The following is a 24,673-nucleotide window of genomic DNA, read 5'->3' on the forward strand; positions in this document are numbered from 1 at the left end:
TTTGTTAGGTGGTCTGGACGCAGTTGCGTCCCACCCCGTCCTGGCCCTTTTGGAATAGGTATGCCTCTTTGAGTCATTCCTCATCGTAGGATTTTCGGCGCTCAGCGAGCGGCGCTTGCCAGAAAAAGGAACGGCTCCTTGAGGATGACGGGGAGATAGCTCAGCAGCATCATGGTGGGCATTTGTAGGAGGCGGATGCTTACGGGATCATGCACGTTTAGCGTTTTGACAATGACCGCGATGTATCCGCTGTATAACGCCACAAAACCCCAACGCAACCAGAGACGCCGCGCACCAAGTTCAATCCCCCGACGCCACCCGCCTTGGGTGGCTGACCGGGTGAACACGTACACGGTGAAGCATAAGCCGATTGCCCCACTCATTGCGACGCCCATCCAGGCATCCTGAGGAGTATCCTCCCAGACTATCGAGAGGAGGACGGAAGCGGTGAACACCGCCATCATCGAAAACAGGGTTCTGACGGATGTTTCGGCGGCCAGCCTTAAGCCAGAGGTGGGAACTTGCTCCAGTCGAAGCCTTTCCTTCACCAACAAGAATCCAACAGCACCGATGAGGGTGGCGACAGAGAAGATCGCGCCCTGGGGATTGTGCAGCAATATGTTCCTAAATAGAGATTCTAAATTCATGGATGCCCCCATGCCTATTGTTCTCCGAACCTGGGGGCGGGCGTTGTCTTTTAAAGATACTCAAAAGATATCCTGTACTTTCGATAGAGGCGTGCATCCGTGCTTGCGGCATGCTTCCTATGGCAATGTACTTATATGCATAGAGGGAGGCTTGACATGAAGCGCCGGATCAAAGGTTGGCTAGGTGTCGCCGCGCTTATCGGAAGCAGCGCCGTGGGTGGGGCGGGTATATTAGAGGCCGGGACGGCCTTGTTTAGTTTTTTCCATACGAAAGAAATGGATAAGGGCAAGGAGCCAAAATTGTCCGTCGAGTTCGTTCAGGTGCAGATGGATAAACCGCTTCATGTGACTAAAGGCATCGGTATGTTCGGCCGGTCTGTTATGGATGCGGACTGGGAAGTGCTGGTAGCAAATGCAAGCGATGCTCCCGTCACAATTAAAGACTTTGATGCCAATAGCTATCTATACATGCAGATAAATGAAAAATTCGGCATAATCCCAATGCATTTTCGTAATCGTAATGACATGGTTCTATCTATTAGAGAAAAGGATTCCAATAAGGACGCCATACCTACTCGAATAGACGGTCACGATTTTCGGCGCTGGATTGTTCATAGTCGCGTCGAGATAAGTCCCTATGCGGAAGAACTGTTGGGCTATGAGATTCGTTACAGGCCAGAAACAACACTTAAAGAAGCGGAAAATATACTTCTTAAATCGGGAACAGACTTCTTTACAAATCTGGTCAAGATAGAGAACGGTCAACGACATGTGGATTATACATTGGCCTTTCCCGACAAGGGGACTTTGGAATTGACGCTCATGACCGATACAGAAGGCCCATTTCGCGGGCGTGGGTTCTGGTACGGCCTGAATCAATAGTTGGGCGAGAGATAGGCATATTTCAAACGACCTGCTGCATCCCCCGCCCTTACGGGCGGGCCGGGCTGTCGTGAACCGAACCCGCCGAAGGCGGTTTCGGTCATACGGCTTCCATCCCTGATGCGGTCATGCCGCCGCAGACGCGGCTTTACGGGGGAGGCCGAGGGGCGCTGCCCCTTCTCATCCCCGAAGCAAAATAGACAGGGCCGAGGCTCGCCAGTTTCGTTGTCGGCGTAAACGCCGACGTTTTTGTCGTGGCTGCGCCCGCACCACCCTGTCGATTTTCCTTCTCCCCTCCCAACCCCGCCGGTCGCCCCGGCGGGCAGAGGTGCAGCAGCAGCGCTGCGCACCTCAAGCTCAAGGGAGAAGGAACCATGACCGCCGACCGTCCGAATGTTTATACCCGCATCACCGACAGCATCATTGCCGCCATCGAGGCGGGGGCGGGTGATTTCCGTATGCCGTGGCACAGTCAGGGCGATCTTGCCCGGCCCCTGAACGTGATGAGCGGTAAGCCCTATCGCGGCATCAACACCGTGGCGTTGTGGGTGGCTGCTGAGGCGACCGGATACGCCGCCCCCATCTGGGGCACCTATAAGCAATGGCAGGAGAAGGGCGCGCAGGTGCGCAAGGGCGAGAAATCCTCGACCGTCGTTTTCTGGAAGGTAAGCGACACCGGCACCGACGAGGCCGAAGGCCAGGGCGACGATGAAGGCCAACCGCATGCCCGCATGTTCGCTCGCGCTTACAGCGTGTTCAACGCCGCGCAGGTGGACGGCTGGCAAGCCCCGGCAATCCCGGTGTTGCCTCAGGCCGAACGCATCGACCATGCCGAGCGGTTCTTTTCGGCACTGGGGGCGACGATCAAGGAAGGCGGGGCGCTGGCCTGCTACATCCCCGCCCGTGACGAAATCCACCTGCCGCCGTTCGCCGTGTTCCGCGATGCCGTGGCCTACTATGCCACCCTTGCCCATGAGGCGACGCACTGGACGGCGCACGCCAGCCGTTGCGCTCGTGACCTCAAAGGTCGCTTTGGTTCCGAGAGCTACGCCGCTGAGGAACTGGTGGCCGAACTCGGGGCGGCTTTCCTGTGCAGCGATTTGGCGCTGACACCGGAACCCCGGCACGACCATGCGGCCTACATCGCGTCATGGCTCAAGGTGCTGCGCAGCGACCCGCGCGCCATTTTCACCGCCGCCGCCAAGGCGCAGGCCGCCGCCGACTGGATGCACGCCCGCCAGCCAAAGGCTGATATAGGGGAGGCCGCATAGACCTCCCCTTTTGGCATATCGCATTCCCCTGCGTTGAAAGAACGACCACTCCCACCAACCTCGCTGACACAGCCCGGCCGGGCGGCATAGGAAGGTGGAAAGACCATGTTGCAGGCTCAGCAGCCGCCAGCGCCCCATTTCTGGCCATCCGATCCATTCGACTTTATCGACGACTCCGAGAAGGAAAGCGGGTTGTCGATCATCATTTCCCCGGTGCAGATGGCGGCTATCCTGCGGGGCCTGTCCATCGAGCCGACCGAGGCCGATACGGGCTGGTTCATGACCCGCGCTTTCGGGGCGCTGGAGATCGTCGGCGGTGCGCTCGAATATGTCGCAGCGGGCGCGCTCATCATCACACCCGAACCGACCATGCTTACGAAGGTGACGGGGTGGCTGCTAGCCTTCGACGGGGCGGATAACGTCAACACCGGCTTGCATGACCTGTGGACGGGCGATCCTCACAACACGATGAGCTATCGCGCCGTGCGTGCCGCCGCCGAAGGCATGGGCCTTTCCCCCGATACCGCCGACAAGGTGGGCGTCGCCGTGGAAATCGCCGTGCCACTGGGCATCGCCGCCAAATGGGCGGCACTGCGGATTATCTCTATCCGTAACGGCTGGATTAACGTCGCCGTCGAAGATGACGCGGGCGGCCACATCATTGAGCGCCATGTGCGCAGAGATGAAATTTACCTCAAGCGGCGACTAGCCGAGAAGCCGCGCATGCAGGCGGCCAGCACCTTCACCACCCGAACGGACGCGGAGAAATTTATCAGCCAGGCGATGCAGGCGAACGCCCAGCAGATTCAGCAATGGGCGGCCAGCAGCGGCCGCACCCTGACCCTGAAATATAGCGCCGGGCAGTCGATTGGCTGGGTGTTGCCGCGCGCCACCATGACGATGCAGCGTACCAGTGAGATGGTGGTGGTCTTGCGCCGGGCGACTTCCGGCAATAGGGTGTATTTCGTCCTGACCGCTTATCCGACCCTTTGAGGACGATCATGCAACGGGCCATCGAGCAGGAATTTTACGCTTTGCAGCAGATGATTGGGGGCTACCTCAATCAGGACTATGACATTTACGGCCCCGAACTGGAGGACGCCGTGCAGGCGTTCATTGCCGACGCATCCGCGCCGGAAATCGCGGCGGTGCGCGAGAATATCGCCCGCTTTCTTAAACAGTACGGCGAGCGGTTGGATGCTGCCTTGGAAGAACTGACGCGCGGAGACTGGGCGCGCGACCCCGGCACCCATGCCCGTGATTACCTGCTGTGGCTGGACGGGTTGCTCGCCGGGGGCCTCGAACATAATGGCCTGCCGGTATAGAGGCTGAATGCGAGGAGGACCCCTTGGGTATCGACGTGGCTTGATACCCAAGGGGCATGGAATTCTGCATGTGTCGCATTGATAGTGGCGTCAATGCAGCAGGGACATGACGATGTACGCGGACCCAATGATGAATGAATGGGCCGAATGCTCTGACATATGGAAGCTAGCGTGAAGCCTCTTGTAATCATCTTTCCTTAGAAGGATGGAGTACTTAAGGCCAGCGATCATGTAAATGATGCCTATAATTGCCAGGTGCATGGCTGCCTCCGTGAAGTGTGTGTGAGGCAAGCATCTCGCTAATACTATATTTTAGCAGTCGGCATAATTTGAAGGTCCTATAGGGCGATGTATGTCAGGGCTGAGTCCTGTCCCATGATCTAAGATGATTTCGCGTTTGGGATAAGGTCTCAGATATTTTCATGATTGACACAACCGCAGTAGTATGCGCCATAATACACTATTCATTGTGTTGTTAATGGGTGCATATGAAGATTGATGATGTCAAAATACCAGAAGCAATGCACGGAGAAATTGAACACTCTATACGTATAACTTATCCTGATGAGGTCCATCCAGAGACAATTGCTGAGGCGATTAATGATTTAGCGTCAGGTGGCGAATTCGTTGATTGTGCTGTACCGCCCTGTAGTGCAAATGTTGATTACGAGAACGACAGCATTGTTATATCAATCTCTTCCGCTGACTACTACCAAGTGTATGAAAATACTGAAAAGGTTTTACAGGAAGTTGGTAGAAGATTTTATTCACCAAAGGTGACTATATCAAGTGGCGAAATCGCGGAAAATATTGTTCCTAAAGATTCAATAAAACGTTAACTCTGCTCCATGGTGTTTTCAGGAGTCTTGCCGCAAGAGTATCCTCAATCGTCTTTACTTCATTTACACGGAAGTCTCTCGGCGCTTCGCTCATAAAGCTTGATTCGTCGAATTTCTCCCAATTCTCTTCAGTGACTGCCCGACCAGGGTCTTTTATCATCGTATGAAAATTATATCCAGTGATCGAGCCGACGTCTTCTCGGGTTTTGACGTCCGCTCTTTTAATCATGACAACTGATGATAGAAACGTAGTCCTTTTCTTATCCTGAGTTAGGCTCAGCATAACGCCACGGAAATACTGCAAGCCTGTTTCTTGATCAGTCTCTGGTTGGCTATCTAGGTTGATAGTTATGGTGTCGGTGTGATTAAATCTAATTTTTGTAGTCCTGTGCTCGAAAACAAAGAAAAGACACTTATTCTCTCCGAATGATAAATTAACTACCCCATCGTATTTATGGCAATTGCCGATTCCATAGAAACCGCCGGAACTTCCAAACCATCCATATGCTGGAACGGAAAGCTTTGCCCGAATGTGGAATTTATCAAGGGAGCCATCTGGTGATGCTGCATGCCCTTTTTTAAGAAGATTGAGCGAATCTTTGCTGTATGGCACTGGATACCTGATAACGACAGGGCAGCGCACCAGTATTTTTTCATCACCAAATTTTTCTTTTGTTATTTCATTGTAGTCAATTCTATATAATAAGTAAGCTCCGCCATATATGCCCATGAACATTTGCGCTCTGTCCATTGATGTGACATATAGCCCCAATGTTGGCTGGGTGTTGTGGTAGTGCATATCAATGATATATCGGGCTTCTTGCGTATCAAATCCTAGTAGTTCCGAGAACTGATACACCGGAAAAGTGTCCTCATCAGTCAGCATATCTGCGAGACGTGAGTCTAGGAAATTTGATTTCTTTATAAGTTCTCTTATCCGATCAATATCGGACGGCTTGAATCCATTCCACCACCTATTTATTTTGTTCTTAGGAATTCCTCCAGTACCAAAAAGATAACTATCTTTATCGGCCTTGCCCATATGATGGAGGAACTGCGTTAGTAGAATAAGGCGACGCTGAAACCGTGAGAAAGGCATATTGGTCACCTTCCAATTCGAGATCATAGAGCATCGTATTTCCTTTGAGAGAATGCAATTCGATCTTTGTCGACGCAGTGCCCACGAGCAGGTAAGTACCTTGCGATGGTTCCTACTGCGCTGAGCCGCGCTTTAACGACATCACGCCGTGTCTTCCCAACGTTGGGGCTCCAGCCGCTAGCCGATTTTTCGGGGTAACACGTTTGGCATCATGGGCGGCGGGGGTGGGCGATTCTATAGTTGTAGTGGCGATTAGATTTTCTCGAAAGAAGCGCCCATGAAAAACTGGTTCTACCAGGGCGTTGCCAAAGCCTACGAAGGCCCGTTGAACGACATCCGGCATAAGCTGGTGGAAGAAGGGTGGTTCGGGCGTCAGGTGACGGGCGACCTTAAGGGCGTGAGCCCCGAGCCATCGGCCACGCAGGAAGTCGCCGTCGAACTGGTGGAGCCGGTGGGCATGGTGGTGGAACAGCAGTTCCCCCAATTCTACGGCACCGACCTCACCCCCATCGCCGGGCCGGTGATCGAGGGGGCTTCTATCGAAGCCCCCGCCATCGAAGCGCCGCAGATCGAAGGGCCGGACATTGGCCCCGGCCTGGAGGAGGGGCCGGGGATTGATCCGTAAGCGCGCCGACGACGACCCCAAATCCCACCCCATTCCCTACCATGCGGATTTGGATACGCCCTTGCTGGAGTTCGGCAAGGGCGACATATGGACGATCCGCGCCGCCGCCGAGTCGGTGGCCGTGTTTGGTGCGCCTGGCTCCGGTAAATCCAGCGCCGTTGGGAAAGCCCTTGGCGGCGGTGCTTTCCTGCCTGCCGGGATGGGGGGACTCGTCCTATGTGCGAAGGTCGAGGAGGCGAATGTCTGGCGCAGCTACGCGGCGGCATGTGGGCGGCAAGACGATCTGGTGGTGATTGATGAAACGGCCCGGCACCGTTTCAACATCCTCGACTATGCCGCCGCCACCATCGGCAAGCCGGGGTTCGAGCGCAACCTTGTCAGCCTGATGGAACGGATGGCGGAGGCCGCGCGTGTCGCCGACGACAAGGGCGGCGGCGGCGACAAGGAAGGCCGCTACTACTACGACACCGCCAGCCGCTGGCTGGGCAGCGCTTTCCCGCTGCTGTTGCTGGCGTATGGCACGGCCAGCATGAAGCAGCTTTACGACATGGTGAGCAGTGCGCCCACGAGCATGGACGAGGTGAAGAAGGAACTTGAAAACATCACCTCGGGCAAGCAGCAGGGCATTTCGTCGTTCTGCCTGCAAACCGTGTATCTCGCGGGTCAGGGGCTGAAGGCCAAGGCCGCGAAACGCGGCGTGCCGGTCGGCAGCCTGCCCGAGGCGGGCGACTTCGACATCTATGCAGACGTGTGGACGGACGAAATCCCCAGCGCCGACAAGCGCGAGCGCAGCATTGTCAGCTCGATCCTGCGCAACCTCACCGGCGCGTTCAGCACCGGGAAATTGCGGGAGCTGTTCTGCACTGACACCACCGTCACACCGGAAGCGGCGCGCGATGGCAAGATCATCGTGATCGACCTTCCGGCGCTGCGCTTTGGCGCTACCGGCATCGTCGCGCAAACGGTGTTCAAGTACCTGTTCGGCATCGCGATGCAGAGCAAGCCCGTCACCGCGAACACGCGCCCGGTGTTCATCTGGGCGGATGAGGCGCAGTTCTTCATTTCCAGCGCCGACGACGACCTGTTGAGCACCGCCCGCTCGTCTAAAATCTGCCTCGTCTATCTAACTCAGGATTTGCCGACCTATTACGCGCGTATCGGCAAGGATAACCGTGACAAGGCAGAAGCGATTATCTCGAAATTTGGTACAAGAATTTTCTTATCCAATACGTCAATTATTACGAATACTTCTGCATCGGAAATCATTGGTAAGGAATACCAGGAGGAGATTATCTACACTACGAGCGACTCACAGGACCGCCGTGGGGGTGCCAGCCGCCACGACGAGCAGACGGGCTTCGACGGCGGGCGAAGCAGGACACAAGGCGAGAGCCATACGCGGCAGCAACGCTATGAATTCGCGGTGCCGCCAGACGTGTTTAGCTGGCGGCTACGCACGGGTGGACCGGGTAACAAATTCAAGGTGGATGCCATCGTTATCCGCAACGGGGCGACTTGGAAAAGCAATGGAGGAAAGCACTGGCTGTTGGCGGAGTTCTCGCAGCAATGAGCACTGTCCTCTATCTCATCGCTTGGTGCTGGTACAGTGTGCGGCTGGTGATTTCGCTCACCCACACGCTGCTCAGCTTTCTGAGCAAGCCGGGCGCGCGCTATGCCGTGGGTGGCCTGCTGGCGCTGGGTGGGGTGTGGTACGCCGACCAGCTCCACCGGCTGCTGCTCAGCAGGCCGGATTTTTACCCGTCGCGCGATCCACGCGAGGTGGTGCTGTATGCCGGGATCGGCGGCATCGCCATCATGGCGGGCGGCTATCTGGTCAAGCTCCGCCATCTTGCCCAAGGGGGCACCAAGTACGCGGCGCTCGCGTTGGGGCTCGCCCTTGTCGCGGGGTTCTATCGCCCGGTTCACGAGAGCCTGTTGCCCTTCATGCCGTCGCTGCGTGATCCGCTGACCTTCCATGTCGTACTGGCCATCACGCTTGCCGGGCTGGCTATCGCCTACCGCACGGCGTCGCAGGTGCTGGCGCAGATGCTGGGGCCGTTCCCGCCGCCATCCTTGCCCTTGCCGCCAAGGCGGAAGTTGAAGGCGCGCACTCGCGTTATCGTCCCCGCCGCCGTTCGCGCCGTCGTGCCGCCGTTGCCACGGCGCAAGGCCGCTGGCGGGAAAGCGCCCGCCTCAGGCGGCACCGTTTTCAGCGCAATGGGGAAATCAGGCACGGCATGACGGTTTCGCGGGCGCTCATGCGATGCGCCTGCTCCATTCCCGAAACACTCCTTCAGAGAGGTGCGGCCATGGCGTTCTGTTCTGACTGCGGCAAGCAACTGCCTTCCACCGCCGCCGCCTTCTGCGGCCATTGCGGAAGCCAGGTGGGACGCATGGCGCTCACCACGGTGGAGCCGCCGTCCGGTGCGGCCTATCGCATGGCGGCACCGGGCGGTGCGGTCGCGGCGACCACCATAAACCCGCCGCCGACCAAGGGCGGATTCGTGCAGACCTTTGGGCTGGACATCCGCGTCGCCATCCTCACCGTGATCGTGGACACGCTGGTGTTCAGCGGCACCATCATCAGCCTGGGCACCCTGTATTTCTTTGAGATCGGGGCCGGGCTCGTCCTTGGGTTCGTCACCTACAAAATCCAGAAGAACTGGTACGGCGACGACCATCATGCGGCGCTCATCAAGGCGCTGGTCATCGGCCTGGTCACGGCCATTCCCGCGCCGATTTCGGGGCTGTTCACCGTGCCGGGTGGCGCGCTGGGGCTGATCCACATGCTGCGTCGGAAGTAGGGCAATCGTCGTCGTGCCGCTTCACCGCCTTAGCTCCTTGGATGGCTGTTACCGCCCTCAGTCTGGCCGGGTTCCTTACCCGGCGCGGGTGGCTTGATCCATCCCCGGCCCGCTCCATTCGCTGCGCTCCCGTGTAGGGGAGGACAAGCCGCCCGTGGTCGCCGGGTTGGTGAGAACCGTCCTTCGGGACAGGAACCATCAACCAAGGAGAACATCATGAAAAAGACCACCAACGACAACGCCACCACCGCAACCGGGCCGCTCTATCACGCCTTCCACGTCGCCGACACGACCGGCGGCAAACGCTGGATACGCATCGGCACCGTTTTCGCCCACGAGGACGGCCAGGGAGCCAGCCTCATTCTCGATGCGTTGCCCTTCAACTTCGATGGCCGCGTGGTGCTGCGTACCCCCAAACCGGAATAGGGGGTGGCGATGGATTACTTCACCTATCGCCACTGCACCGGACTGCCGGGGAACCCTCCCCGGCAGTCGCCGAGCGCCACGGTGAATCACGGCGATTGCGTCGCGCGGATGCGGCAGATGGAAACGGCGTCGGTCGATTTCATTCTCACCGATCCGCCCTATCTGATGCGCTACCGCGACCGTTCGGGCCGCACCGTCGCGGGCGACGATGACGCGGCCTGGCTGCGTCCCGCCTTCGCGGAAATGTACCGGCTGCTGAAGCCGGATACCTGTTGCGTCAGCTTCTACGGCTGGGGTGCCGTCGATCAATTCATGGCGGCGTGGCGCGCTGCTGGATTCCGCCCCATCGGCCATCTGGTGTTTCAGAAGCGCTATGCCTCGCGCGTCGGCATGCTGGCGGCCCGGCACGAATCCGCCTATCTGCTGGCGAAGGGCAAGCCGTCCTATCCGGCGTCACCACTGCCCGATGTGCTGGGGTGGCGTTATACCGGCAACCGGCATCATCCCACCGAAAAGCCGGTGGCATCGCTGGCACCGTTGATTGCCGCCTTCTGCCCGGAAGGCGGCGCGGTGCTCGATCCGTTTTGCGGTTCCGGCTCCACCCTCGTCGCCGCGTGGCAATTGGGACGCGCGGCTATCGGCATCGAGTTGGATGCCGCGCATTGCCGTACTGCACAGGCGCGGCTCGACGCGCTGTGACGCGCGTCGCGTCTATGGCGACGGTTGATTGTTGGTCGGCATCACTTCCGGCAGTTGCGGGAACAGTTCCCGGTCATGCGGGCGGATGACATACTCGTCCAGCAGCCGCACCAGTTGCTTGGCGAAGTCACTCTCCGAGTTCTTCTCCAGATGTTCCAGTGCCAGCGCACCGGCGATCACCTTGCGCCGCGTGTCGGCTTTGCGCTGTTCATTCTTCTGCCGGGTGCTGACGGCCTGAATCCGGGCGTCCAGCTCCTCCCTCTTTTTTCTGAGTTCTTCGAGCTTGTCAGCAGCCGTTTTCCGTGCCATGTGGGTACTCCCCGTCTATTTCGGTCAAGTATCGCAAATCGGAGCGGGTGCCACAAGCTGAATCACAACCCATGGTTTTGCATCGTGGGCGCAGCCGTGCTATCATCCCGAGAAAGACGAAGGGCGCACTTTAGCATTCCGTTGGAATGCGTGCGGCCTCCCGGCGGGAAGCGATGGAGACAAGCAGTCACTACCATTGCAGCGCTTCAACCATCACGCGAGGCCAAGGGCGGGGCATCGTGGCCGCCGCCGCGTATCGCGCCGGGACGCGCATCACCGACCTGCGTACCGGTCTATCCCATGACTACAGACGTAAGCAGGGCGTCCTTCACTCGGAGATTATGGCCCCAGCCGGTGCGCCGCCATGGGCCTATGATCGGGCGGCTTTGTGGAATCAGGCGGAGCGCGCGGAGGATGCCAGCACGCGCCGTTCCACCGCCAAGACAGGCCGCGAGTTCCGCCTTGCCTTCGCGCATCAACTGACGGCGGAAGAGCGTATTGTCTGCGCCCGCGAGTTCGCGCAGTACATGGTGGATACCTATGGCGTGGTGGTCGATTTCTCCATCCACGCGCCGGACAAGAACGGCGACCAGCGGAACTATCACGCGCATGTCCTGACCTCGACCCGCGTCATGACCGATGCCGGTTTCGGCGGCAAGGTGCGCGTGCTTGACAGCCCCAAAACCAGCAGCAAGCACATCGAGGCCATCCGCGCTAAATGGGCGGAAATCGAGAATGCCGCCTATGCCCGCGCCGGAATCGCCTTGCGCGTCGATCATCGCAGCTACGAGCGCCGCGGCGAGGACACAGAGGGCACCGTGCATCTTGGCCCCAAAGCGTCCGGCCTTGAGCGGCACGGCCAACGCTCTACACGGGGCGACCGCAACCGTGATGCCCGCGCCGCCAATGCCGAGCGTGAGGCGTTGAAAGCGGAGCATGCGCGGCTGGGCGAACAGATGAAGGCGGAGGAGGAAAAGCGGCGGCGACGGGCGGAGATAAAGGCCGAACGTGCGGCCATGCGTACCCACGATCCCGGCCTCATTCTGGATGCGCTGATGGAGCAGCGTTCGACCTTCAGCGAAAACGAATTGCGCGCTCGGCTTGGCCGCACCATCACCGACCAGGCCGAGCGCGAGCGGATCGTGCGCGCCGTCATGCGCAGGCCGGAACTGGTGGGGCTGGCGGAGTCGCGCGGCGGTAAGATCGTGCGCTACACCACCATGAAAGTGCTACGCCATGAGGCGGCGGGACTCACGGCGGCTTCATCGCTTGCCCGCGACCGCCGCCATGGCGTTTCGGCGCGCACACGCACGGCGGTGATGGAGCGCGGGCAGTTCGGCAGCATCCGCCCCGAGCAGTACGCCGCCTTCACCAGCGCCACCGGCCCCGAGGGTCTGGCGGTCATCGCCGGTGAAGCAGGAACGGGGAAAAGCTACACCATGAACGCCATCCGCCAGGCTTACGAGGCGGAAGGAAATCGCGTTCTGGGGCTGTCGTTCACCAACAAGGTGATACGGGATTTGAAGCGCGATGGATTTGGCGAGGTACGCACGATCACGGGCGCGTTGCAGGATGTCGCCAAAGGCCGCGCTGGGTGGAATGGGCGCACGGTGTTGATGGTGGACGAGGCCGCCATGCTCTCGACCCGCGACATGGTGAACCTGCTGAGCCACGCCTACGAGGCGCGCGCCAAGGTGATTCTTGTCGGTGATGACAAGCAGCTAGCCAGCGCGTTCCAGCGCGGCGGCTTGTTCGGCGCGATCCGCGCGCAGGAGCAAACGCCGGTATCCGAGCTTTCCGAAGTGCGACGCATCAAGGACAGCGCCCCCGAGGCCGAGCAGCAGCGCGGCGCCTTCAATGCCATGCATGAAGGTCGGTTCCGCGAGGCGCTGGGAACGTTCGACGCGCTGGGCTCTATCCACTGGTGCGGCACGCGGGAGGATGCCCGCGAAGCGCTGGCCATGCAGTATGCGAAGGACGTGGCCGAGCGCCCCAGTCACAAGCGCTTCACGTATACCCACAGCAACGCGGATGCGCTGGCCGTCAATCAGGCCCTACGCGCCGTCCACCGGCAGCGGGGCGAGTTAGGCGTGGATCATTTGTTACGCACCGCCGAGGGGCCGTTTGCGTTCGCCACCGGCGACCGCATCCAGTTCACTGGCAGCGCCTACCACAAGACCGCCCGCGAGGCTGGGCTTGCCAACGGCGTGGTGGGCAGCATCCGCGACATCACGGGGGAGCGCGTCACCGTCGAACTCGACGGCAAGAAGGGCGAGCCGGGGCGGCTGATGTCCTTCACCGTGGGCGACGATGCGCAGGCGGGGCAATTCAACAGCTTCCGTCATGGTTACGCGGGCACCGTCTATAAGGGGCAAGGGGCGACGGTGGATGATGCCTACCGCCTGCATAGCGGCACCGAGCGCGCCGCCACCAGCTATGTCGGCGCGACCCGGCACGCGGAGAACCTGCACTTGTTCGTCAGCCGTGATGCCCTGCCGGAGAACAATTCATGGAACGCCCAGCAAGGCGGGCTTGGGGCGTTGGACGAGCGCCAGCGGCAACGGGCGGAACTGGCCTACAAGGCATGGTCGGAAACCTACCCGGCCTGGGGTGAGCGCTACGACATCGCCGCCTATGTCGGCTATGTGCAGCAGCATTGGACGCCGGAGAAGGCCCGCGCTGCCGATCTCGACCAGCTCGCTCGCCAGATGGGCCGACCCGAGGAAAACCGCGCCGCCTCGCAGTTTGTGCCGGTGGCCTTGCCGCCGCCGCCAGCCACCCCGGAGGATGCGCCGGCGACACGCTATAGCGCCCTGAAACAGCAAGTGGTGGATGCGTTCGACCTGGTGCATGAGCGCACCATGCGCCATGCTGCGGCCAGCCCGCCGCCCGCCGCGACCGATAGGGGCGACCCGAAGGGGCGGTTTGAGTGGATGCGGGCATGGATGAATCCCACGCCGAGCCCGGATGATAACTGGAAAAATCAACCAGAAGTTGATATAGTTAACAAAAGCCCGTCACCGAAGAACGGGCCGGAGGCAGGTATGAAGCCGGAGATCGGCGGAATCGACCCATGAGCAGTAGCGGATTCCTCAAGAACATTCTTGAGCAACAGGGGCCGACTGCCGAAGAGCCGCCGGAAGACCCGAGCGTTTATCGCGCCTTCAAGACGGTGAGCCGTACCCAGATGGGCTTCGCCGCCGTTCAGGCCGGTGGCAAGGTCAACGCCTTCCTGTACCACAGCCTCGCCAACATCCAGTTGGAATCGCGGGCGGGAGCCGAGTTCCTGAGCTTCACCGACAACGGCAGGGCCATAACCATTCAGGGAAGCGGCCTGCTGGTCATCTTGCACGCCCTCTTGGGCGGCTTCCTTAAGGAAATCTGCGTGCAGGACGGTCGCCCCGCCGTGCCGGGCCAACCCGTCATTCGCCAGATGGCCATCACCGATACGGCGGCGGGCAGCCGGTTGCCGAAATAGGTGACGGGTGCAAAATTTTTGCCCGTCAACTTGACGTGGTGCCAGTGAATCACTCACGCTAGTTCCCGAAAATCACCCGATCACATTCATGGACAACGTACTCTGGCACATTATCGAACCTATGTGGATTGAGCTGCATTACATACTCATTCTCAATATGGAATGATTCATTCACGAATTTCTGAAGAACATTATCGCCATCATCTACAGTTTGATGGACGTCCTTATGGACTCTGAATAGCTGCAACTTGTCGTAGCCAACAGTTGCCTGCTGAAATCTGCGTTCCATCTCCGCCTTGTTTTTGATGATCGCCAGAATTGCGTCGTAATCAAAACCAGAGATAAATTTATTTATACCCGTAACTGCTAGCGCTATTTCGCCTTCGGTCATAGGGACATCACCAGTAGCAGTCTTGCGGATCGGGGTTTCCCTTCCATGCAAAAGATTTGAGAGATAATCGTACTCCTCCCCCAAATCATTAACTATCTCGAAGTGGCGGCGAAGATAAATGCACTTGATTACCTCGTCAGACAAACTGCCGACGTTTTCTGCGCATATCTGTGCAAAAGTTTGAATGTCTGATTCCTTGATCTCCGTCTCCGTAACAACTCCCCCTTTTGATTTTAAGAAATGTGCTGCGGGTTTCGGGTGTTGAAAGAGACGCTTTACGCTTCGGATAATATCAATTGCCGGTTCAATGTCATGTGTAAGCATTAGAACAGTAGTGTTTCGTAAACTTGCTTTCCCACGGAAAAGCTCACTTAAAATCGCAAATTTCTTGGTCTTGTCGAAACTAGAAACAGGGTCATCCAATATCGCAAGGTCTGGATTTTCACTTATGACTTGATGCATGAATAGGATGAGGGCGAAAGCGTTCTTCTCACCATAGCTAAGGTGCTGCGCGGCGGATTCTATATGCTCATCAAAGTCACGGTGCATGAGCTTCATTTTGTAGGAATCAGCTTCTGGATTGATAACTACGTTGTATTTATATCCCGCAGATTCGAGGAATCCATTAATGCTTTTTTGATTCTCAACAATTGACTTCTCTATGCGGCTCTTATGTTTATTTATCTTTCCTTTTAAATCGCCGATTTGTCCAATGAGTTCCTGAAGTTTCTCATTTATAGGATCAACGACTGACTTCGTATCTGGTGAGTTTAATTTTGAGAGAAGGCTAATATCGATCTTCAGCTTTGCAATCGCATCTTCAATCTTATCAACGTCTCGAAGGGCAAAAAAAGATATGGATCGAAGGCTTTCTAGCTTCGTTATGAGCGTCTCGACATCTCCGCGAAGAGATCCAAGGAAATTGGTTTCCTCAGGAGAAAGTTCTATTTTCGATTTTGTTATCCTTTCAAGTGATTCCCTGCAATTCTGTTCAAAATATTTTCCAAGTCTACTGATGATGGCTTGAAGTGCACTTAAATGCTCAACGGACTTAGAGTCGTACTCTTTGGAAACCTGCTTAGCTATCTCTTTTCTCTCGGGCTCTTTTATATCTGATGCGCAATATGGGCAATTATCGGACAAATCTAAGAATGCATTACCTTTTGCTTGCCACAAAATCCAATTGGCAGGCTGGTCGCTCTTGATAAAAGCCTCAAAGGGTTTGAGTTGTAGCGGAATATTTTCAATCTTGTTGCCTAAGCCATACGCTTTAAAGCCTTTGCTAGATTTAGAAAGCGTGCCTGATTTTGTAACTCCGAAGGCATCACGAACCTCTTTCAAATCTGCGATTGCACTATCAAGAGCCTCATTTCCACTAAAAGAAGATTTAATACCGACGAATAGATTTTCGATTTCTTCCATTGTGGCGGTAAATGTCTCTGTCCTTATAAATATATTAAAGCTATTCTTGAGAACTTCATCTTTCTGAAAGGCAAATTGAGAGATATAGGAATCGTCAAATACCAAAGCAGACCGGATATTTTCGGTGCCGCGCACTTCGGGATTGTGTTGATCAGGTGTTTTTCTGTACTTAAACGGCTTCAAATTTTGGAGAGACCCGTCATCTGTAATTGATGAGATGATGGCACGTGCAATTGTGCTTTTTCCCAATCCATTCGGCCCATACTTTATATTTAGAGTTCCTTCGGAAATATTGATTTGTGCCCTCTCGATGCTGTTGCAATTTCCGATTATGATTGAGTAGTCGCCCATATTTGTGCCCTCCCTTATATCTAACAAAAACCGTTCTAACGGCATAATGGGCGGAAATATACGCTAAACGATCCCGTTTCTCTATCACCCGTCGTCGCGGGGCGTCGGTGCCACCCGGCCCTGCTGGCGTAGTTCGATGACCTTATCGAGCATCTGGCGGTACAGCCTGGACGGCAGGAGGCCGTAGTCATAGCGGTCTTTGGTGTTTGGCACCGGGGCGAGATCGTAGCCCGGCCAGGTGAACACATTCAGGTCGTCCAGCACCGCCCAGGAGCGTTCGCCGTCGAGTTTCAGATGGGCCTTCACCGTCGCAGGAATCTCAACGGCCACGCTGGGATCGGCGGGCGGGGTGTGGGTAATCGGGGCCACGGTGACGGTGGGTTTACCGCCCTCCGGATTCTGGACAAGCAGCAGGATGGCGCAGGGGCGGTTTTTGCGGCCTTCCACCAGCCCCTTCCGCGCCTCATCCCGCCACAGATAGCTATACGAAATGACCAGGCCGTTTTGCGGGGTGGGAAAAGACATGGCGCTATGGATTAATCATCAAGCAAGGTGTTCAGATGATCGTGCACGGGGTCCATGGTCGCCGTCTTCATCGCTTCCACGATGTCATCCGGCAGCTCGCTGACATGATAGGCGCGGCGGCTATAGGCTTTCAGGCGCTTGTATTCCTCATACTCATGGGAGGAAAGGAAGTAGCCGCTCGTCCGGCCATGGGTGGTGATGGCAACGGGTTCCCGCTGGGCCTCTTCCCGATAGCGGCCAAAGTTCTTGGCAAATTCTGTGGCAGTCACTGCGACCATGGTATTATCTCCGTCCTTACGCATAATGAGTATTTTACGGATTTCACGTAAATTGTCAAGCTGGGCGTCAACCCTACGTCTGCCGAGGCTTATCACGGCAACGGAAAATTAACTAATTAATGGTATAAGAACTATATTAATAAAGTAAAAGTTGTGTATGGCAAAGAAAAAGACAGTGAAGGCGGTTCAAAAGGCTCTCAGAAAGCAACGTGCCGATCAATTGGTCCGTCTGCATCGCCTTTGTGCCTTGATGGAAAGACATCGGCCGCATCTCCTGTGCAGCGCGAAGGATTCAAAATACCCCGTAGGCAAGATGGGAGATATTATCGATGCTCTCAGCAATGTACTGTGCGCCGCAATAGATACTCTTGCTCGTGCTGAGACTCATATTGTTGAGGAAGAAAATGGGAAATACGCTGAGCTAATTGAATATTATGAGATTATGACTCAGCCGCTTATTGGGATTCATGAACTGGATAGGATGACATATAAGCTCTACTACGAAGAGAACAAGGAAGAGCATTTCGGGTCATATATAAATGAGCATCTGAAATTTGTTATCCAGCTACAGAAATGGGTGAGGAACGTCGAATTTCACCAGCGATATTTGGAAATTTTGGGCTCTAGCAGCAAGACGGATCAAGAAGTCGTCGCTACTATGACCGACCTTCTCGGGCGGCTGGCCACCCTTACCGCAAATGCGACGGGAGCGCTCCATAGCCCCGCCTCTACGGTTTTATCCAAGGATGTATGGCAGAAATGGCATAAGGAAGCGGAAGCGCTGGCGAGCATGTTTGCGTTCGGCATCGTGGTAAAATTGCGCCATTTGCCGCCGAATCCCGACGCTCGCGCTGTTGCCCCGCCTCCCGCCGTTACGCCGGGCACCGAACCGGACGAGCTTACAGCAAAGCCCGCCAGTACGCTGAAAGAGGCGATAGTCCTGCACTAATGGGGCTGGCCGTCGCGTGATGCTTTCACCCAAGACAAAAAAGGGGGTGGTTCCCCACCCCCCAGTCATTTAGCAAACCATGCCGGATACAGGGCCAAAACATGAGGCGTAGCATCAGGCAAAACCAAGAATGAAAATACAGATAATTGGTTAATAAAATCTTAAATCGGCCAATAAATATTTCAGATTATTCTCCCGGAATTAATAAATTATTAGCAGTTTTGCCTTATATTATTGGTAAGGGCGCGAAACAGCGCCCGCTCTAGCAAACCACGTTCTCATTAAATTTGGACGTAGGTTCATGACAACAGAAACGAACATACCCCGCACGGGTGAGAATATGGCAGCTGGTTCGGACGCAGGAGCCGCCATGCAGGCGGCCCTTCGTGACATGGATGCCAAGGGTGTATCCCTGCCGGAGGGCGTGCGCTTGGCCGAGGCCGGGGCGAAGCCGCGTGCCGCCGACATCGCGGCCAATCTGGAGGTTCCCCCGGCGCTGGCCGCGAAGGCGCAGGAACTGCGGGAACAGGTGCGCGCCCAGCAGATCACCCCCGAGCAAGCCCGCAACGAACTTGTTGCGCTGATTCAGGAATATCAGGCGGAGGCGACCGCGCAAGCTGCTGAGCAAGCCTCGGAGCGGCAGGCAATGGCCCGTAGGCAGCGCCACCTCTACGAAACCGATGCCGTCTACCGCGCTGGTATCGACGAACTGAGGAAGGAAGCCGAACCCCGGATGGCGACGCTCGACAAGAACGAGGAGCGGTTGCAAGCGATGGCCAAGGAACTCGGCATTACCCTACCGGATGATGGCCGCATGGCCGAATTGCGCAAAGCCCAAGAGGAGGCCAAGCGCAATGGTGATGACACGACTGCCCGTGACCTCGAAGCCCAGATGCAGAAGCTTGCGGAGCAGCAGGCGAGGGCGCTTGCTGAGCAGGCGCACCGGACGGGCCGCGATGATCTGGCCAAAGAGGCGCAGGGCATTGCTGGAGAGCAGAAGGACGCGTTTGCTAAGGCGCTGGCGGGCTTCGATAAGGCGACGCAGTTGTTCATCGAAGCGGAGCAACGGCTGGTGACGCGGGGCGAGCTGACCACGAAAGAACTCGAAGAGGATAAAAAGCGCTTAGCCAAAGAGCGTGAAGGTATCGTGGAAAATCGAGATGTAAAAAATGCGCAGCGAAAAACGACTTTCTATGAAGGTCAGGTCGAAAATTTACTCAAACAACCGAGCAAGCAAACATCACCAGCAGGCGCGACCCCGAGTGACGAAGAGAAGCAAGCACCCGTAGCGGCGGCATCACCCACTACGGTGCAGACGCCTGCTCCGCTGGTGATCCATTTGCAGGAAGAACCCATGACGAAGTTCGACGTGGCGGAGGCCAGCCAAGCCGATCAGAAAGTACCGACCACCATCACGGTGACCATACAACCAAATTCATCCGGCCAGGTGCGCCAGATTTAATAGCCCATCGCCGTTTTAGCTTTCCTGAGATATTTCCCAGCCTGCGCTACACCCGCATCGTGGCAAGCGCCATTGGTTTGCGCGTTATGGAAGCAGGCGCGGGTGACATCATCCAGCGTCGCGTCGCTCATGTTCGAGGGAGCTGGCATTTTGCCTGTTTGGTAATTTTGCAGCACGGTGCTGGTGAAGGCGGCATCAAGCGACGCGGCCGGAAAGGTATTGAACGGGACGTTTTGCTTGTCCGACAGTTGGAACGTCACGGTGTTCTCACTATTACGCACCTCGGGAGCCAATGAGACCGCGTTGATGGTTTCCACCAGCCGCCGCGCCTGAGCAACGTTCGACGGCAAGCCTTTCTGACCTAGAATCCCTTCATAGAGCCCGAGTAGGCCGCGCCGTTTCAAATCCCGATCATCTTCGGGCGCGCGCTGCACATCGGCACTTTTTTCCAGCACGGCAAGACATAACTTGGTGCTGTCCAAACGGCCATTTTCTGGGTTTTCCCACTTCAGGATTGCACCGCTCAGGCACTCCCTGCGAGCCTCGTTAAAAACGATAGGGTCGGTTACGGTGTGATTAATAAATACATCTGTTTCCCGTTGATCGAAGTTAGAAGTGCTGGTTTTTGCCGGTTGTCCCATGGCTGTTCTCCCAATTTGTTCTGTGCGTTGCTGAGGTGTTTCCTCATTACTACTTATAGGCGAATAAACGCTTTTGAGTGTGACAGTTTGATGAAGATTTATATTTGACTGTATTTCCATCACATTCGCGGCGGCAGCGGGCTGCGCAGAAGCGGAATTGACGGCCAACAGGCTGCAACCTGCCACGGCCAGCCGCGCCAGCACCGCATATTGCATGGGCATGGTAATATGTCCCTTCATGGAAAAAGGGGCGGGCAAGCAACCGGCCACGCCCGCCCCGAGCGTGGCTCTCACCGCTTCGCGGGTCGCCGCAGGTGGTATTCGTGGATGATGATTCCGCCGATCACATTGGCCGCCACCGTTTTGATCGCCTCGCGCAGGTGACGCTTGAAGCCCTCATCCGTGTGGTCGTCGTGGTGCTTTTCGGTGGTGACGGTGTAGCTCTCGCCGGTACTCAAGGTAACGTCATAGACATTTTCCATCGCAGTTCTCCGCAGTAACGGGCGCGGAGATGATGACATCATGCAACACTATCGGCAATTTTGTTACATTTCGACCGTTGTTATTATTATGGTTTCTGGCTCAATATCGCTACATATGCTTAGAGTTATTTTTGGGTATGGCAGTTTACCTAGAGTGGGTAAGCCGTGCTGAAACCCTATTGCCGATTTTGTTACACAACGGAGGGTGAACGCGATGGCGATACCAGCAACGCTGGATTGGCAAATTTACGACGCGGATGGGCGACGAAAGTACCTTAACCGTGCGGAAACCATCCGCTTCCTTGAGGCGGCCGACCGCTTCGCGCCATTGTATCGGGCGCTGTGCTATCTGCTGGTGTTCAGCGGTTGCCGCATTTCCGAGGCGATCAGTGTGCGTCTCCACCAGCTCGACGCGGAGCAAGGCCGGGTAGTGTTCCGTACCCTGAAACAGCGCAAGACCGTGTTCCGAGCGGTGCTATTGCCGCCCGAGGTCATGGATATGTTATTGGCGCTTGTGCCGGGAACCGATGGTCGCTTGTTCCCCATCACCCGCATCACGGCGTGGCGTTTCGTGGCGGCAGCTATGGAGGTCGCTGGAATTGGTGGCGCGATGGCGTCGCCCAAGGGGCTGCGCCACGCCTTTGGTATTCGCTCGGTGCTCGAAGGGGTGCCGCCCGGTACGCTGCAAGGATGGATGGGGCATACGAGCCTAAACACGACCATGGTTTATGTCCAAGCGGTAGGGGCAGAGCAACGCCAGTTTGCGGAGCGCACTTGGCGGGGGCTTCTGCATCGCCCAATGACCCGCGCCGCACTGCGGGCGTCCTCGCCCACCCCATGGAGGGAATGCGGATGACAAGGCCCCGCAATCATATCCGACACGCAGTAGGCGAGGCAGCGATGGCGCTGCGGTTCGCGTGGGCGTTCGTGGAGATTTTGTTCTCCCCCGCCGTGCTGCTAATCGGCGATTTATGGCCGTGTGCGCGAGGGCTAGGCCGCAAGAGGAAAGGACCATGAGCCGCCGCCCCCATGCCATCGATAGGGATGTCGGTGCTCGCCTGTGCTTGCGGCGGCGTTCCTTGGGCATGAGCCAGGCGGAGTTGGGGGCGGCCATCGGCGTCACCTTCCAGCAGGTGCAGAAATACGAGAAGGGTATCAACCGTATGGCCGTTTCTACGCTGTACGAAGTGGCGAAGGCACTAGGCGTACCGATCACGTATTTTCTGGAGGGGATGGAGGCGGAGCCTTTCCATAAAGAACCTGATGATGCCCCGAGAGAAGTCAGCTCCCTAAAGCCGCTCGCTGTTGATATCCTATTCGCCCGGATAAGTCGCTTCGTCGAAAAGTAGAGTGTGAAATCGTCACTGAAATAAAATACCGCATTCACCCCGCCCGTCCCAAAGCAGTGGTCGTAATTAAAGGTCAGCGGAGATAAAATCTTCGATGATATTAAATATGACGGAAAAACCTAAGAAATCGTCGACGGTTCCATGTTCGCACAGCCAATTGCATATATTACCCTTTTCGTCTTTATTTATGGATTTTCTATGTGGAATTATTTTCGTCTCACCTCTGATTCTCATCGTGGACTCGACATGAATATCAATAAATCTTGGATTATTTGTTTCAAGTTTATCAATTGTCTTGGCGGGTAGTAAATTCTCGATCCCAATCTCTATGGGATTTTCCGTAATGGATGGTATGATCCGCTTTAAGATACGATTTTTCTGGATATTTGTCTTTTTTGTATCGCAATCATATAGCAGTAAAAGCCGATTTTGTATTGCGCCAGACATCGGATTGTCGAAAGACTTGTAAATCTTATCAAGATTACCGAATCCATCACCGTCTTTTATCTGTATCATATCCATAACATTTTTCTTTCCAAGAAGTTCTGCGGCCCTTTTTATATATTTAACATCGTAATCACCTTCCACGAATATAAGAGGCTTTAAGCTATGCTGTATAGCTTGTGCTATTTCCTCTCTGTGACGGGTGGTTTCTTTGAATGCTTCGTAGGCTGCCGTGAATTCCGAAAAGTCGCTGGCCGCGACCTGAACCCCAGTGGGCAAATTATATATTAGAATGCCATCTGACCCGAATTGTTCCTCCATTCCGATTAGGAATAGAGGGGAATGAGATGTAATAACAAACTGAATTTTTGGGAAATAACGGATTAGCTTTGGCAAAACTTCCTTCTGTAAAATGGTGTGAAGGTGTGCATCTATTTCATCGATTATAACGATGCCAGTTATGTCGGAGACTGCGCTAATCGGCTTATTTGTTAGGTCAAAATCCCTAATTATAGATAGAAATAAATTTAATAACTGCGTCTCTCCGGTGGATAATTGAAAAAGATTGGGAATCCAAACCTTATCGTCTCTTATGACTGATACCCTTCGACGCGATCGGTTACCTATGCCAAAGCGTAGACGGGCGCTACTCCGGAAAAGAGTGTGCAGAATATTTATAATGGTTTCGTATATAGTGGTAGATGTCCCACTATAACCAGAGAAAATGGGAAGCGGTGATCCGGCAAGTTGATTGCCAGATGCGAAAAAAGATGGATTTGTATGATTTATGACGATTTCGAGAGTTGCGCGATCAAATAATATATCAAGAAGCCAGTTCATATTATTCTTAAGAGGAGATTCACAAATAATATTCCTATTTGAATATCCGGATATGTGCTTAAGTTCAGAATATGATGATTTTATTAGTAAATGATCTTTGTTTAGCCATGCAGGCTCCTCGAATCTATTAACTGGAAAATAAAGACAGCATTGAGAAGAAAATAAGCCTTCAACATCGGATTTTCTACCGTGAAAATTTGTGTCAAAGAATGAAGACTCATCTTCTGGTATTTTCCCCCAATCTTTTTTCGATGGGCAAAAATTCAATTTTTCCTCAAAATTTTTCCGGGTGGCGTTCAGCTGCCACTCCACAATTTTGATATTATTATCAAATTCCACCGATGAATATGAATAAGATGAACCAGAATTAACATAGTCTGGGCTTCTGTATTTAAATACACGACCTTTTTCAACTTCTGTGTCTTCATATATCTCATGCTTGGCAACAATTAAACTGTTTACCACGTGTGATAATACGATACTTTTCCCGGAACCATTCTCTCCAACTAGAATGACTGGGACGGGATTGCCGTTGCGTGTGGGGAATTGGATATTCAGGAGATTGAGCGGGCCAACATTCTCAATTTCTATGGATTTTATATACATATCCTCTCCCATTGTTTTTGGCTGCCGCAAATGCAACCGTTTTAGCTTTAGTGCCATCGGTGAACGACGCTTTGGTAGTATAGGCTATGCCCAATCGGGCACAATGAGAACAAAGAAGTGATGAACGAGTGATAGGCACGCGGCATCAGCGTGGCTCACGGAGAACGCAGGGTGGCGATCAGCTGAGAAATTGCAGCGACGAGGTGGGCTGATGCGTTCAGGATCAGGGCGAGTTCGATAACGGTCACGATGTCCTCCTAGGCTTCCACGCACTTCATTGCGCGATGGTGCGAAGGAGGGAGCAGGCTTAGGACAAGGGCTGTCACAGGCCGCGCAGCGCCGTTTACGGGGTGCTACTGCACAAGCCGCAGGCGCGGAAGTGAGCCGCTTTGACGGTCCCGCACGGGCTGCTTTCATTCGCCGCCTATTCCACATTAGCCTGGATAATTCACCAGGGTTGGCGGGCATAGGCTAAGGCCCTGGAATCACGTAGGATTCGATTGCTGAGGCCGAACCTGCTGTTTCCGGA

Annotated in this window: 26 protein-coding genes; 17 read left to right on the forward strand and 9 right to left on the reverse strand. The window is 55.5% G+C overall.

All coding sequences use genetic code 11. From position 1 onward, the window contains the following. Positions 1-101 precede the first annotated feature (101 nt). Positions 102-647: a hypothetical protein gene (locus FBZ90_RS26520; protein WP_145736519.1), complete on the reverse strand. Its 546-nt coding sequence runs from the start codon at positions 645-647 to the stop codon at positions 102-104. A 156-nt stretch (positions 648-803) separates the two neighbouring features. Here FBZ90_RS26520 and FBZ90_RS26525 point away from each other — a divergent pair, with 156 nt between their 5' ends. The 5 genes from FBZ90_RS26525 to FBZ90_RS26545 all read left to right on the forward strand — a co-directional run bounded on the left by FBZ90_RS26525 (position 804) and on the right by FBZ90_RS26545 (position 4,964). Continuing rightward, positions 804-1,529, forward strand: coding sequence for a hypothetical protein (locus tag FBZ90_RS26525; protein ID WP_145736521.1), 726 nt, complete (start codon positions 804-806; stop codon positions 1,527-1,529). A 374-nt stretch (positions 1,530-1,903) separates the two neighbouring features. Continuing rightward, a complete protein-coding gene (locus tag FBZ90_RS26530) occupies positions 1,904-2,800 on the forward strand; it encodes an ArdC family protein (RefSeq protein WP_145736524.1) in 897 nt (298 codons plus the stop codon). A 105-nt stretch (positions 2,801-2,905) separates the two neighbouring features. Further along, on the forward strand, positions 2,906-3,793 hold the full coding sequence (locus FBZ90_RS26535) for an RNase A-like domain-containing protein (RefSeq protein WP_145736525.1): 888 nt from the start codon (positions 2,906-2,908) through the stop codon (positions 3,791-3,793). An 8-nt stretch (positions 3,794-3,801) separates the two neighbouring features. After that, a complete protein-coding gene (locus FBZ90_RS26540; RefSeq protein ID WP_145736526.1) occupies positions 3,802-4,125 on the forward strand; it encodes a contact-dependent growth inhibition system immunity protein in 324 nt (107 codons plus the stop codon). Between the two features lie 488 nt (positions 4,126-4,613). Next, positions 4,614-4,964, forward strand: coding sequence for a hypothetical protein (locus FBZ90_RS26545; protein ID WP_145736528.1), 351 nt, complete (start codon positions 4,614-4,616; stop codon positions 4,962-4,964). On the opposite strand, the gene FBZ90_RS26550 is transcribed toward FBZ90_RS26545, so the two are convergent. Next, positions 4,942-6,006: a hypothetical protein gene (locus FBZ90_RS26550; RefSeq protein ID WP_145736530.1), complete on the reverse strand. Its 1,065-nt coding sequence runs from the start codon at positions 6,004-6,006 to the stop codon at positions 4,942-4,944. The two genes, FBZ90_RS26545 and FBZ90_RS26550, sit on opposite strands and share 23 nt — an antisense overlap. 334 nt (positions 6,007-6,340) lie before the next feature. On the opposite strand from FBZ90_RS26550, the gene FBZ90_RS26555 reads away from it, so the two are divergent. The 6 genes from FBZ90_RS26555 (at position 6,341) to FBZ90_RS26580 (ending at position 10,617) form a co-directional block, all read left to right on the forward strand. Next, complete coding sequence (locus tag FBZ90_RS26555) at positions 6,341-6,688, forward strand: hypothetical protein (protein ID WP_145736532.1); 348 nt, start codon at positions 6,341-6,343, stop codon at positions 6,686-6,688. After that, complete coding sequence (locus FBZ90_RS26560) at positions 6,678-8,258, forward strand: type IV secretory system conjugative DNA transfer family protein (protein WP_145736534.1); 1,581 nt, start codon at positions 6,678-6,680, stop codon at positions 8,256-8,258. The genes FBZ90_RS26555 and FBZ90_RS26560 overlap by 11 nt, the downstream gene beginning before the upstream one ends. Further along, complete coding sequence (locus tag FBZ90_RS26565) at positions 8,255-8,929, forward strand: hypothetical protein (protein ID WP_145736535.1); 675 nt, start codon at positions 8,255-8,257, stop codon at positions 8,927-8,929. The genes FBZ90_RS26560 and FBZ90_RS26565 overlap by 4 nt, the downstream gene beginning before the upstream one ends. 68 nt (positions 8,930-8,997) lie before the next feature. After that, positions 8,998-9,492 carry a zinc ribbon domain-containing protein gene (locus FBZ90_RS26570; RefSeq protein ID WP_145736537.1) on the forward strand — a complete coding sequence of 165 codons (495 nt, stop codon included), beginning with the start codon at positions 8,998-9,000 and terminating at the stop codon, positions 9,490-9,492. A 216-nt stretch (positions 9,493-9,708) separates the two neighbouring features. Then, positions 9,709-9,918: a hypothetical protein gene (locus FBZ90_RS26575; RefSeq protein ID WP_145736539.1), complete on the forward strand. Its 210-nt coding sequence runs from the start codon at positions 9,709-9,711 to the stop codon at positions 9,916-9,918. 9 nt (positions 9,919-9,927) lie between these two features. Continuing rightward, the gene (locus tag FBZ90_RS26580; RefSeq protein WP_145736540.1) at positions 9,928-10,617 is read left to right on the forward strand and encodes a DNA methyltransferase; all 690 of its coding nucleotides are present in this window, start codon (positions 9,928-9,930) and stop codon (positions 10,615-10,617) included. A gap of 12 nt (positions 10,618-10,629) precedes the next feature. On the opposite strand, the gene FBZ90_RS26585 is transcribed toward FBZ90_RS26580, so the two are convergent. Next, positions 10,630-10,926, reverse strand: coding sequence for a hypothetical protein (locus FBZ90_RS26585; protein ID WP_145736542.1), 297 nt, complete (start codon positions 10,924-10,926; stop codon positions 10,630-10,632). Positions 10,927-11,099: 173 nt separating this feature from the next. Here FBZ90_RS26585 and mobQ point away from each other — a divergent pair, with 173 nt between their 5' ends. Both mobQ and FBZ90_RS26595 read left to right on the forward strand, forming a co-directional pair. Beyond that, complete coding sequence (gene mobQ / locus FBZ90_RS26590; protein ID WP_276509119.1) at positions 11,100-14,003, forward strand: MobQ family relaxase; 2,904 nt, start codon at positions 11,100-11,102, stop codon at positions 14,001-14,003. Continuing rightward, positions 14,000-14,404, forward strand: a complete 405-nt coding sequence (locus tag FBZ90_RS26595; protein WP_145736546.1) for a hypothetical protein — start codon at positions 14,000-14,002, stop codon at positions 14,402-14,404. The genes mobQ and FBZ90_RS26595 overlap by 4 nt, the downstream gene beginning before the upstream one ends. 58 nt (positions 14,405-14,462) lie before the next feature. Here FBZ90_RS26595 and FBZ90_RS26600 read toward each other — a convergent pair whose 3' ends face one another. From FBZ90_RS26600 to FBZ90_RS26610, 3 genes are all read right to left on the reverse strand, one after another. After that, entirely contained in the window at positions 14,463-16,568 is a 2,106-nt protein-coding gene (locus FBZ90_RS26600; protein WP_145736548.1) for an AAA family ATPase, read from the reverse strand. A gap of 84 nt (positions 16,569-16,652) precedes the next feature. Then, positions 16,653-17,093, reverse strand: a complete 441-nt coding sequence (locus FBZ90_RS26605) for a type II toxin-antitoxin system PemK/MazF family toxin (RefSeq protein WP_145736549.1) — start codon at positions 17,091-17,093, stop codon at positions 16,653-16,655. Between the two features lie 11 nt (positions 17,094-17,104). Beyond that, positions 17,105-17,371: a type II toxin-antitoxin system Phd/YefM family antitoxin gene (locus tag FBZ90_RS26610; protein WP_145736551.1), complete on the reverse strand. Its 267-nt coding sequence runs from the start codon at positions 17,369-17,371 to the stop codon at positions 17,105-17,107. 157 nt (positions 17,372-17,528) lie between these two features. Between FBZ90_RS26610 and FBZ90_RS26615 the strand changes: the two genes are divergently transcribed. Continuing rightward, positions 17,529-18,320 (forward strand): hypothetical protein, encoded by a 792-nt coding sequence (locus tag FBZ90_RS26615; protein ID WP_145736552.1) that lies wholly within the window; start codon positions 17,529-17,531, stop codon positions 18,318-18,320. Positions 18,321-18,690: 370 nt separating this feature from the next. Further along, complete coding sequence (locus tag FBZ90_RS26620) at positions 18,691-19,782, forward strand: coiled-coil domain-containing protein (protein ID WP_145736554.1); 1,092 nt, start codon at positions 18,691-18,693, stop codon at positions 19,780-19,782. Here FBZ90_RS26620 and FBZ90_RS26625 read toward each other — a convergent pair. Both FBZ90_RS26625 and FBZ90_RS26630 read right to left on the reverse strand, forming a co-directional pair. Next, positions 19,779-20,645, reverse strand: a complete 867-nt coding sequence (locus FBZ90_RS26625; RefSeq protein ID WP_145736556.1) for a hypothetical protein — start codon at positions 20,643-20,645, stop codon at positions 19,779-19,781. The genes FBZ90_RS26620 and FBZ90_RS26625 overlap by 4 nt on opposite strands. A gap of 68 nt (positions 20,646-20,713) precedes the next feature. Continuing rightward, the gene (locus tag FBZ90_RS26630; protein WP_145736557.1) at positions 20,714-20,905 is read right to left on the reverse strand and encodes a hypothetical protein; all 192 of its coding nucleotides are present in this window, start codon (positions 20,903-20,905) and stop codon (positions 20,714-20,716) included. A 214-nt stretch (positions 20,906-21,119) separates the two neighbouring features. Between FBZ90_RS26630 and FBZ90_RS26635 the strand changes: the two genes are divergently transcribed. Both FBZ90_RS26635 and FBZ90_RS26640 read left to right on the forward strand, forming a co-directional pair. After that, a complete protein-coding gene (locus FBZ90_RS26635; RefSeq protein ID WP_145736559.1) occupies positions 21,120-21,761 on the forward strand; it encodes a tyrosine-type recombinase/integrase in 642 nt (213 codons plus the stop codon). 157 nt (positions 21,762-21,918) lie between these two features. After that, positions 21,919-22,254 (forward strand): helix-turn-helix domain-containing protein, encoded by a 336-nt coding sequence (locus FBZ90_RS26640; protein ID WP_186456065.1) that lies wholly within the window; start codon positions 21,919-21,921, stop codon positions 22,252-22,254. A gap of 66 nt (positions 22,255-22,320) precedes the next feature. On the opposite strand, the gene FBZ90_RS26645 is transcribed toward FBZ90_RS26640, so the two are convergent. Next, the gene (locus FBZ90_RS26645; RefSeq protein WP_145736563.1) at positions 22,321-24,201 is read right to left on the reverse strand and encodes an AAA family ATPase; all 1,881 of its coding nucleotides are present in this window, start codon (positions 24,199-24,201) and stop codon (positions 22,321-22,323) included. Positions 24,202-24,673: the final 472 nt, after the last annotated feature.

It is taken from the genome of Nitrospirillum pindoramense (genome assembly GCF_007827955.1).
Taxonomy (GTDB): Bacteria; Pseudomonadota; Alphaproteobacteria; order Azospirillales; family Azospirillaceae; genus Nitrospirillum; species Nitrospirillum amazonense_B.

Excerpts from the sequence above, each read along its gene's own strand:
- FBZ90_RS26520 (WP_145736519.1), bottom strand. The coding sequence starts at position 647 with ATGAATTTAGAATCTCTATTTAGGAACATATTGCTGCACAATCCCCAG.
- FBZ90_RS26525 (WP_145736521.1), top strand. The coding sequence starts at position 804 with ATGAAGCGCCGGATCAAAGGTTGGCTAGGTGTCGCCGCGCTTATCGGA.
- FBZ90_RS26530 (WP_145736524.1), top strand. The coding sequence starts at position 1,904 with ATGACCGCCGACCGTCCGAATGTTTATACCCGCATCACCGACAGCATC.
- FBZ90_RS26535 (WP_145736525.1), top strand. The coding sequence starts at position 2,906 with ATGTTGCAGGCTCAGCAGCCGCCAGCGCCCCATTTCTGGCCATCCGAT.
- FBZ90_RS26540 (WP_145736526.1), top strand. The coding sequence starts at position 3,802 with ATGCAACGGGCCATCGAGCAGGAATTTTACGCTTTGCAGCAGATGATT.
- FBZ90_RS26545 (WP_145736528.1), top strand. The coding sequence starts at position 4,614 with ATGAAGATTGATGATGTCAAAATACCAGAAGCAATGCACGGAGAAATT.
- FBZ90_RS26550 (WP_145736530.1), bottom strand. The coding sequence starts at position 6,006 with ATGGGCAAGGCCGATAAAGATAGTTATCTTTTTGGTACTGGAGGAATT.
- FBZ90_RS26555 (WP_145736532.1), top strand. The coding sequence starts at position 6,341 with ATGAAAAACTGGTTCTACCAGGGCGTTGCCAAAGCCTACGAAGGCCCG.
- FBZ90_RS26565 (WP_145736535.1), top strand. The coding sequence starts at position 8,255 with ATGAGCACTGTCCTCTATCTCATCGCTTGGTGCTGGTACAGTGTGCGG.
- FBZ90_RS26570 (WP_145736537.1), top strand. The coding sequence starts at position 8,998 with ATGGCGTTCTGTTCTGACTGCGGCAAGCAACTGCCTTCCACCGCCGCC.
- FBZ90_RS26575 (WP_145736539.1), top strand. The coding sequence starts at position 9,709 with ATGAAAAAGACCACCAACGACAACGCCACCACCGCAACCGGGCCGCTC.
- FBZ90_RS26580 (WP_145736540.1), top strand. The coding sequence starts at position 9,928 with ATGGATTACTTCACCTATCGCCACTGCACCGGACTGCCGGGGAACCCT.
- FBZ90_RS26585 (WP_145736542.1), bottom strand. The coding sequence starts at position 10,926 with ATGGCACGGAAAACGGCTGCTGACAAGCTCGAAGAACTCAGAAAAAAG.
- mobQ (WP_276509119.1), top strand. The coding sequence starts at position 11,100 with ATGGAGACAAGCAGTCACTACCATTGCAGCGCTTCAACCATCACGCGA.
- FBZ90_RS26595 (WP_145736546.1), top strand. The coding sequence starts at position 14,000 with ATGAGCAGTAGCGGATTCCTCAAGAACATTCTTGAGCAACAGGGGCCG.
- FBZ90_RS26600 (WP_145736548.1), bottom strand. The coding sequence starts at position 16,568 with ATGGGCGACTACTCAATCATAATCGGAAATTGCAACAGCATCGAGAGG.
- FBZ90_RS26605 (WP_145736549.1), bottom strand. The coding sequence starts at position 17,093 with ATGTCTTTTCCCACCCCGCAAAACGGCCTGGTCATTTCGTATAGCTAT.
- FBZ90_RS26610 (WP_145736551.1), bottom strand. The coding sequence starts at position 17,371 with ATGGTCGCAGTGACTGCCACAGAATTTGCCAAGAACTTTGGCCGCTAT.
- FBZ90_RS26615 (WP_145736552.1), top strand. The coding sequence starts at position 17,529 with ATGGCAAAGAAAAAGACAGTGAAGGCGGTTCAAAAGGCTCTCAGAAAG.
- FBZ90_RS26620 (WP_145736554.1), top strand. The coding sequence starts at position 18,691 with ATGCAGGCGGCCCTTCGTGACATGGATGCCAAGGGTGTATCCCTGCCG.
- FBZ90_RS26625 (WP_145736556.1), bottom strand. The coding sequence starts at position 20,645 with ATGCCCATGCAATATGCGGTGCTGGCGCGGCTGGCCGTGGCAGGTTGC.
- FBZ90_RS26630 (WP_145736557.1), bottom strand. The coding sequence starts at position 20,905 with ATGGAAAATGTCTATGACGTTACCTTGAGTACCGGCGAGAGCTACACC.
- FBZ90_RS26635 (WP_145736559.1), top strand. The coding sequence starts at position 21,120 with ATGGCGATACCAGCAACGCTGGATTGGCAAATTTACGACGCGGATGGG.
- FBZ90_RS26640 (WP_186456065.1), top strand. The coding sequence starts at position 21,919 with ATGAGCCGCCGCCCCCATGCCATCGATAGGGATGTCGGTGCTCGCCTG.
- FBZ90_RS26645 (WP_145736563.1), bottom strand. The coding sequence starts at position 24,201 with ATGGCACTAAAGCTAAAACGGTTGCATTTGCGGCAGCCAAAAACAATG.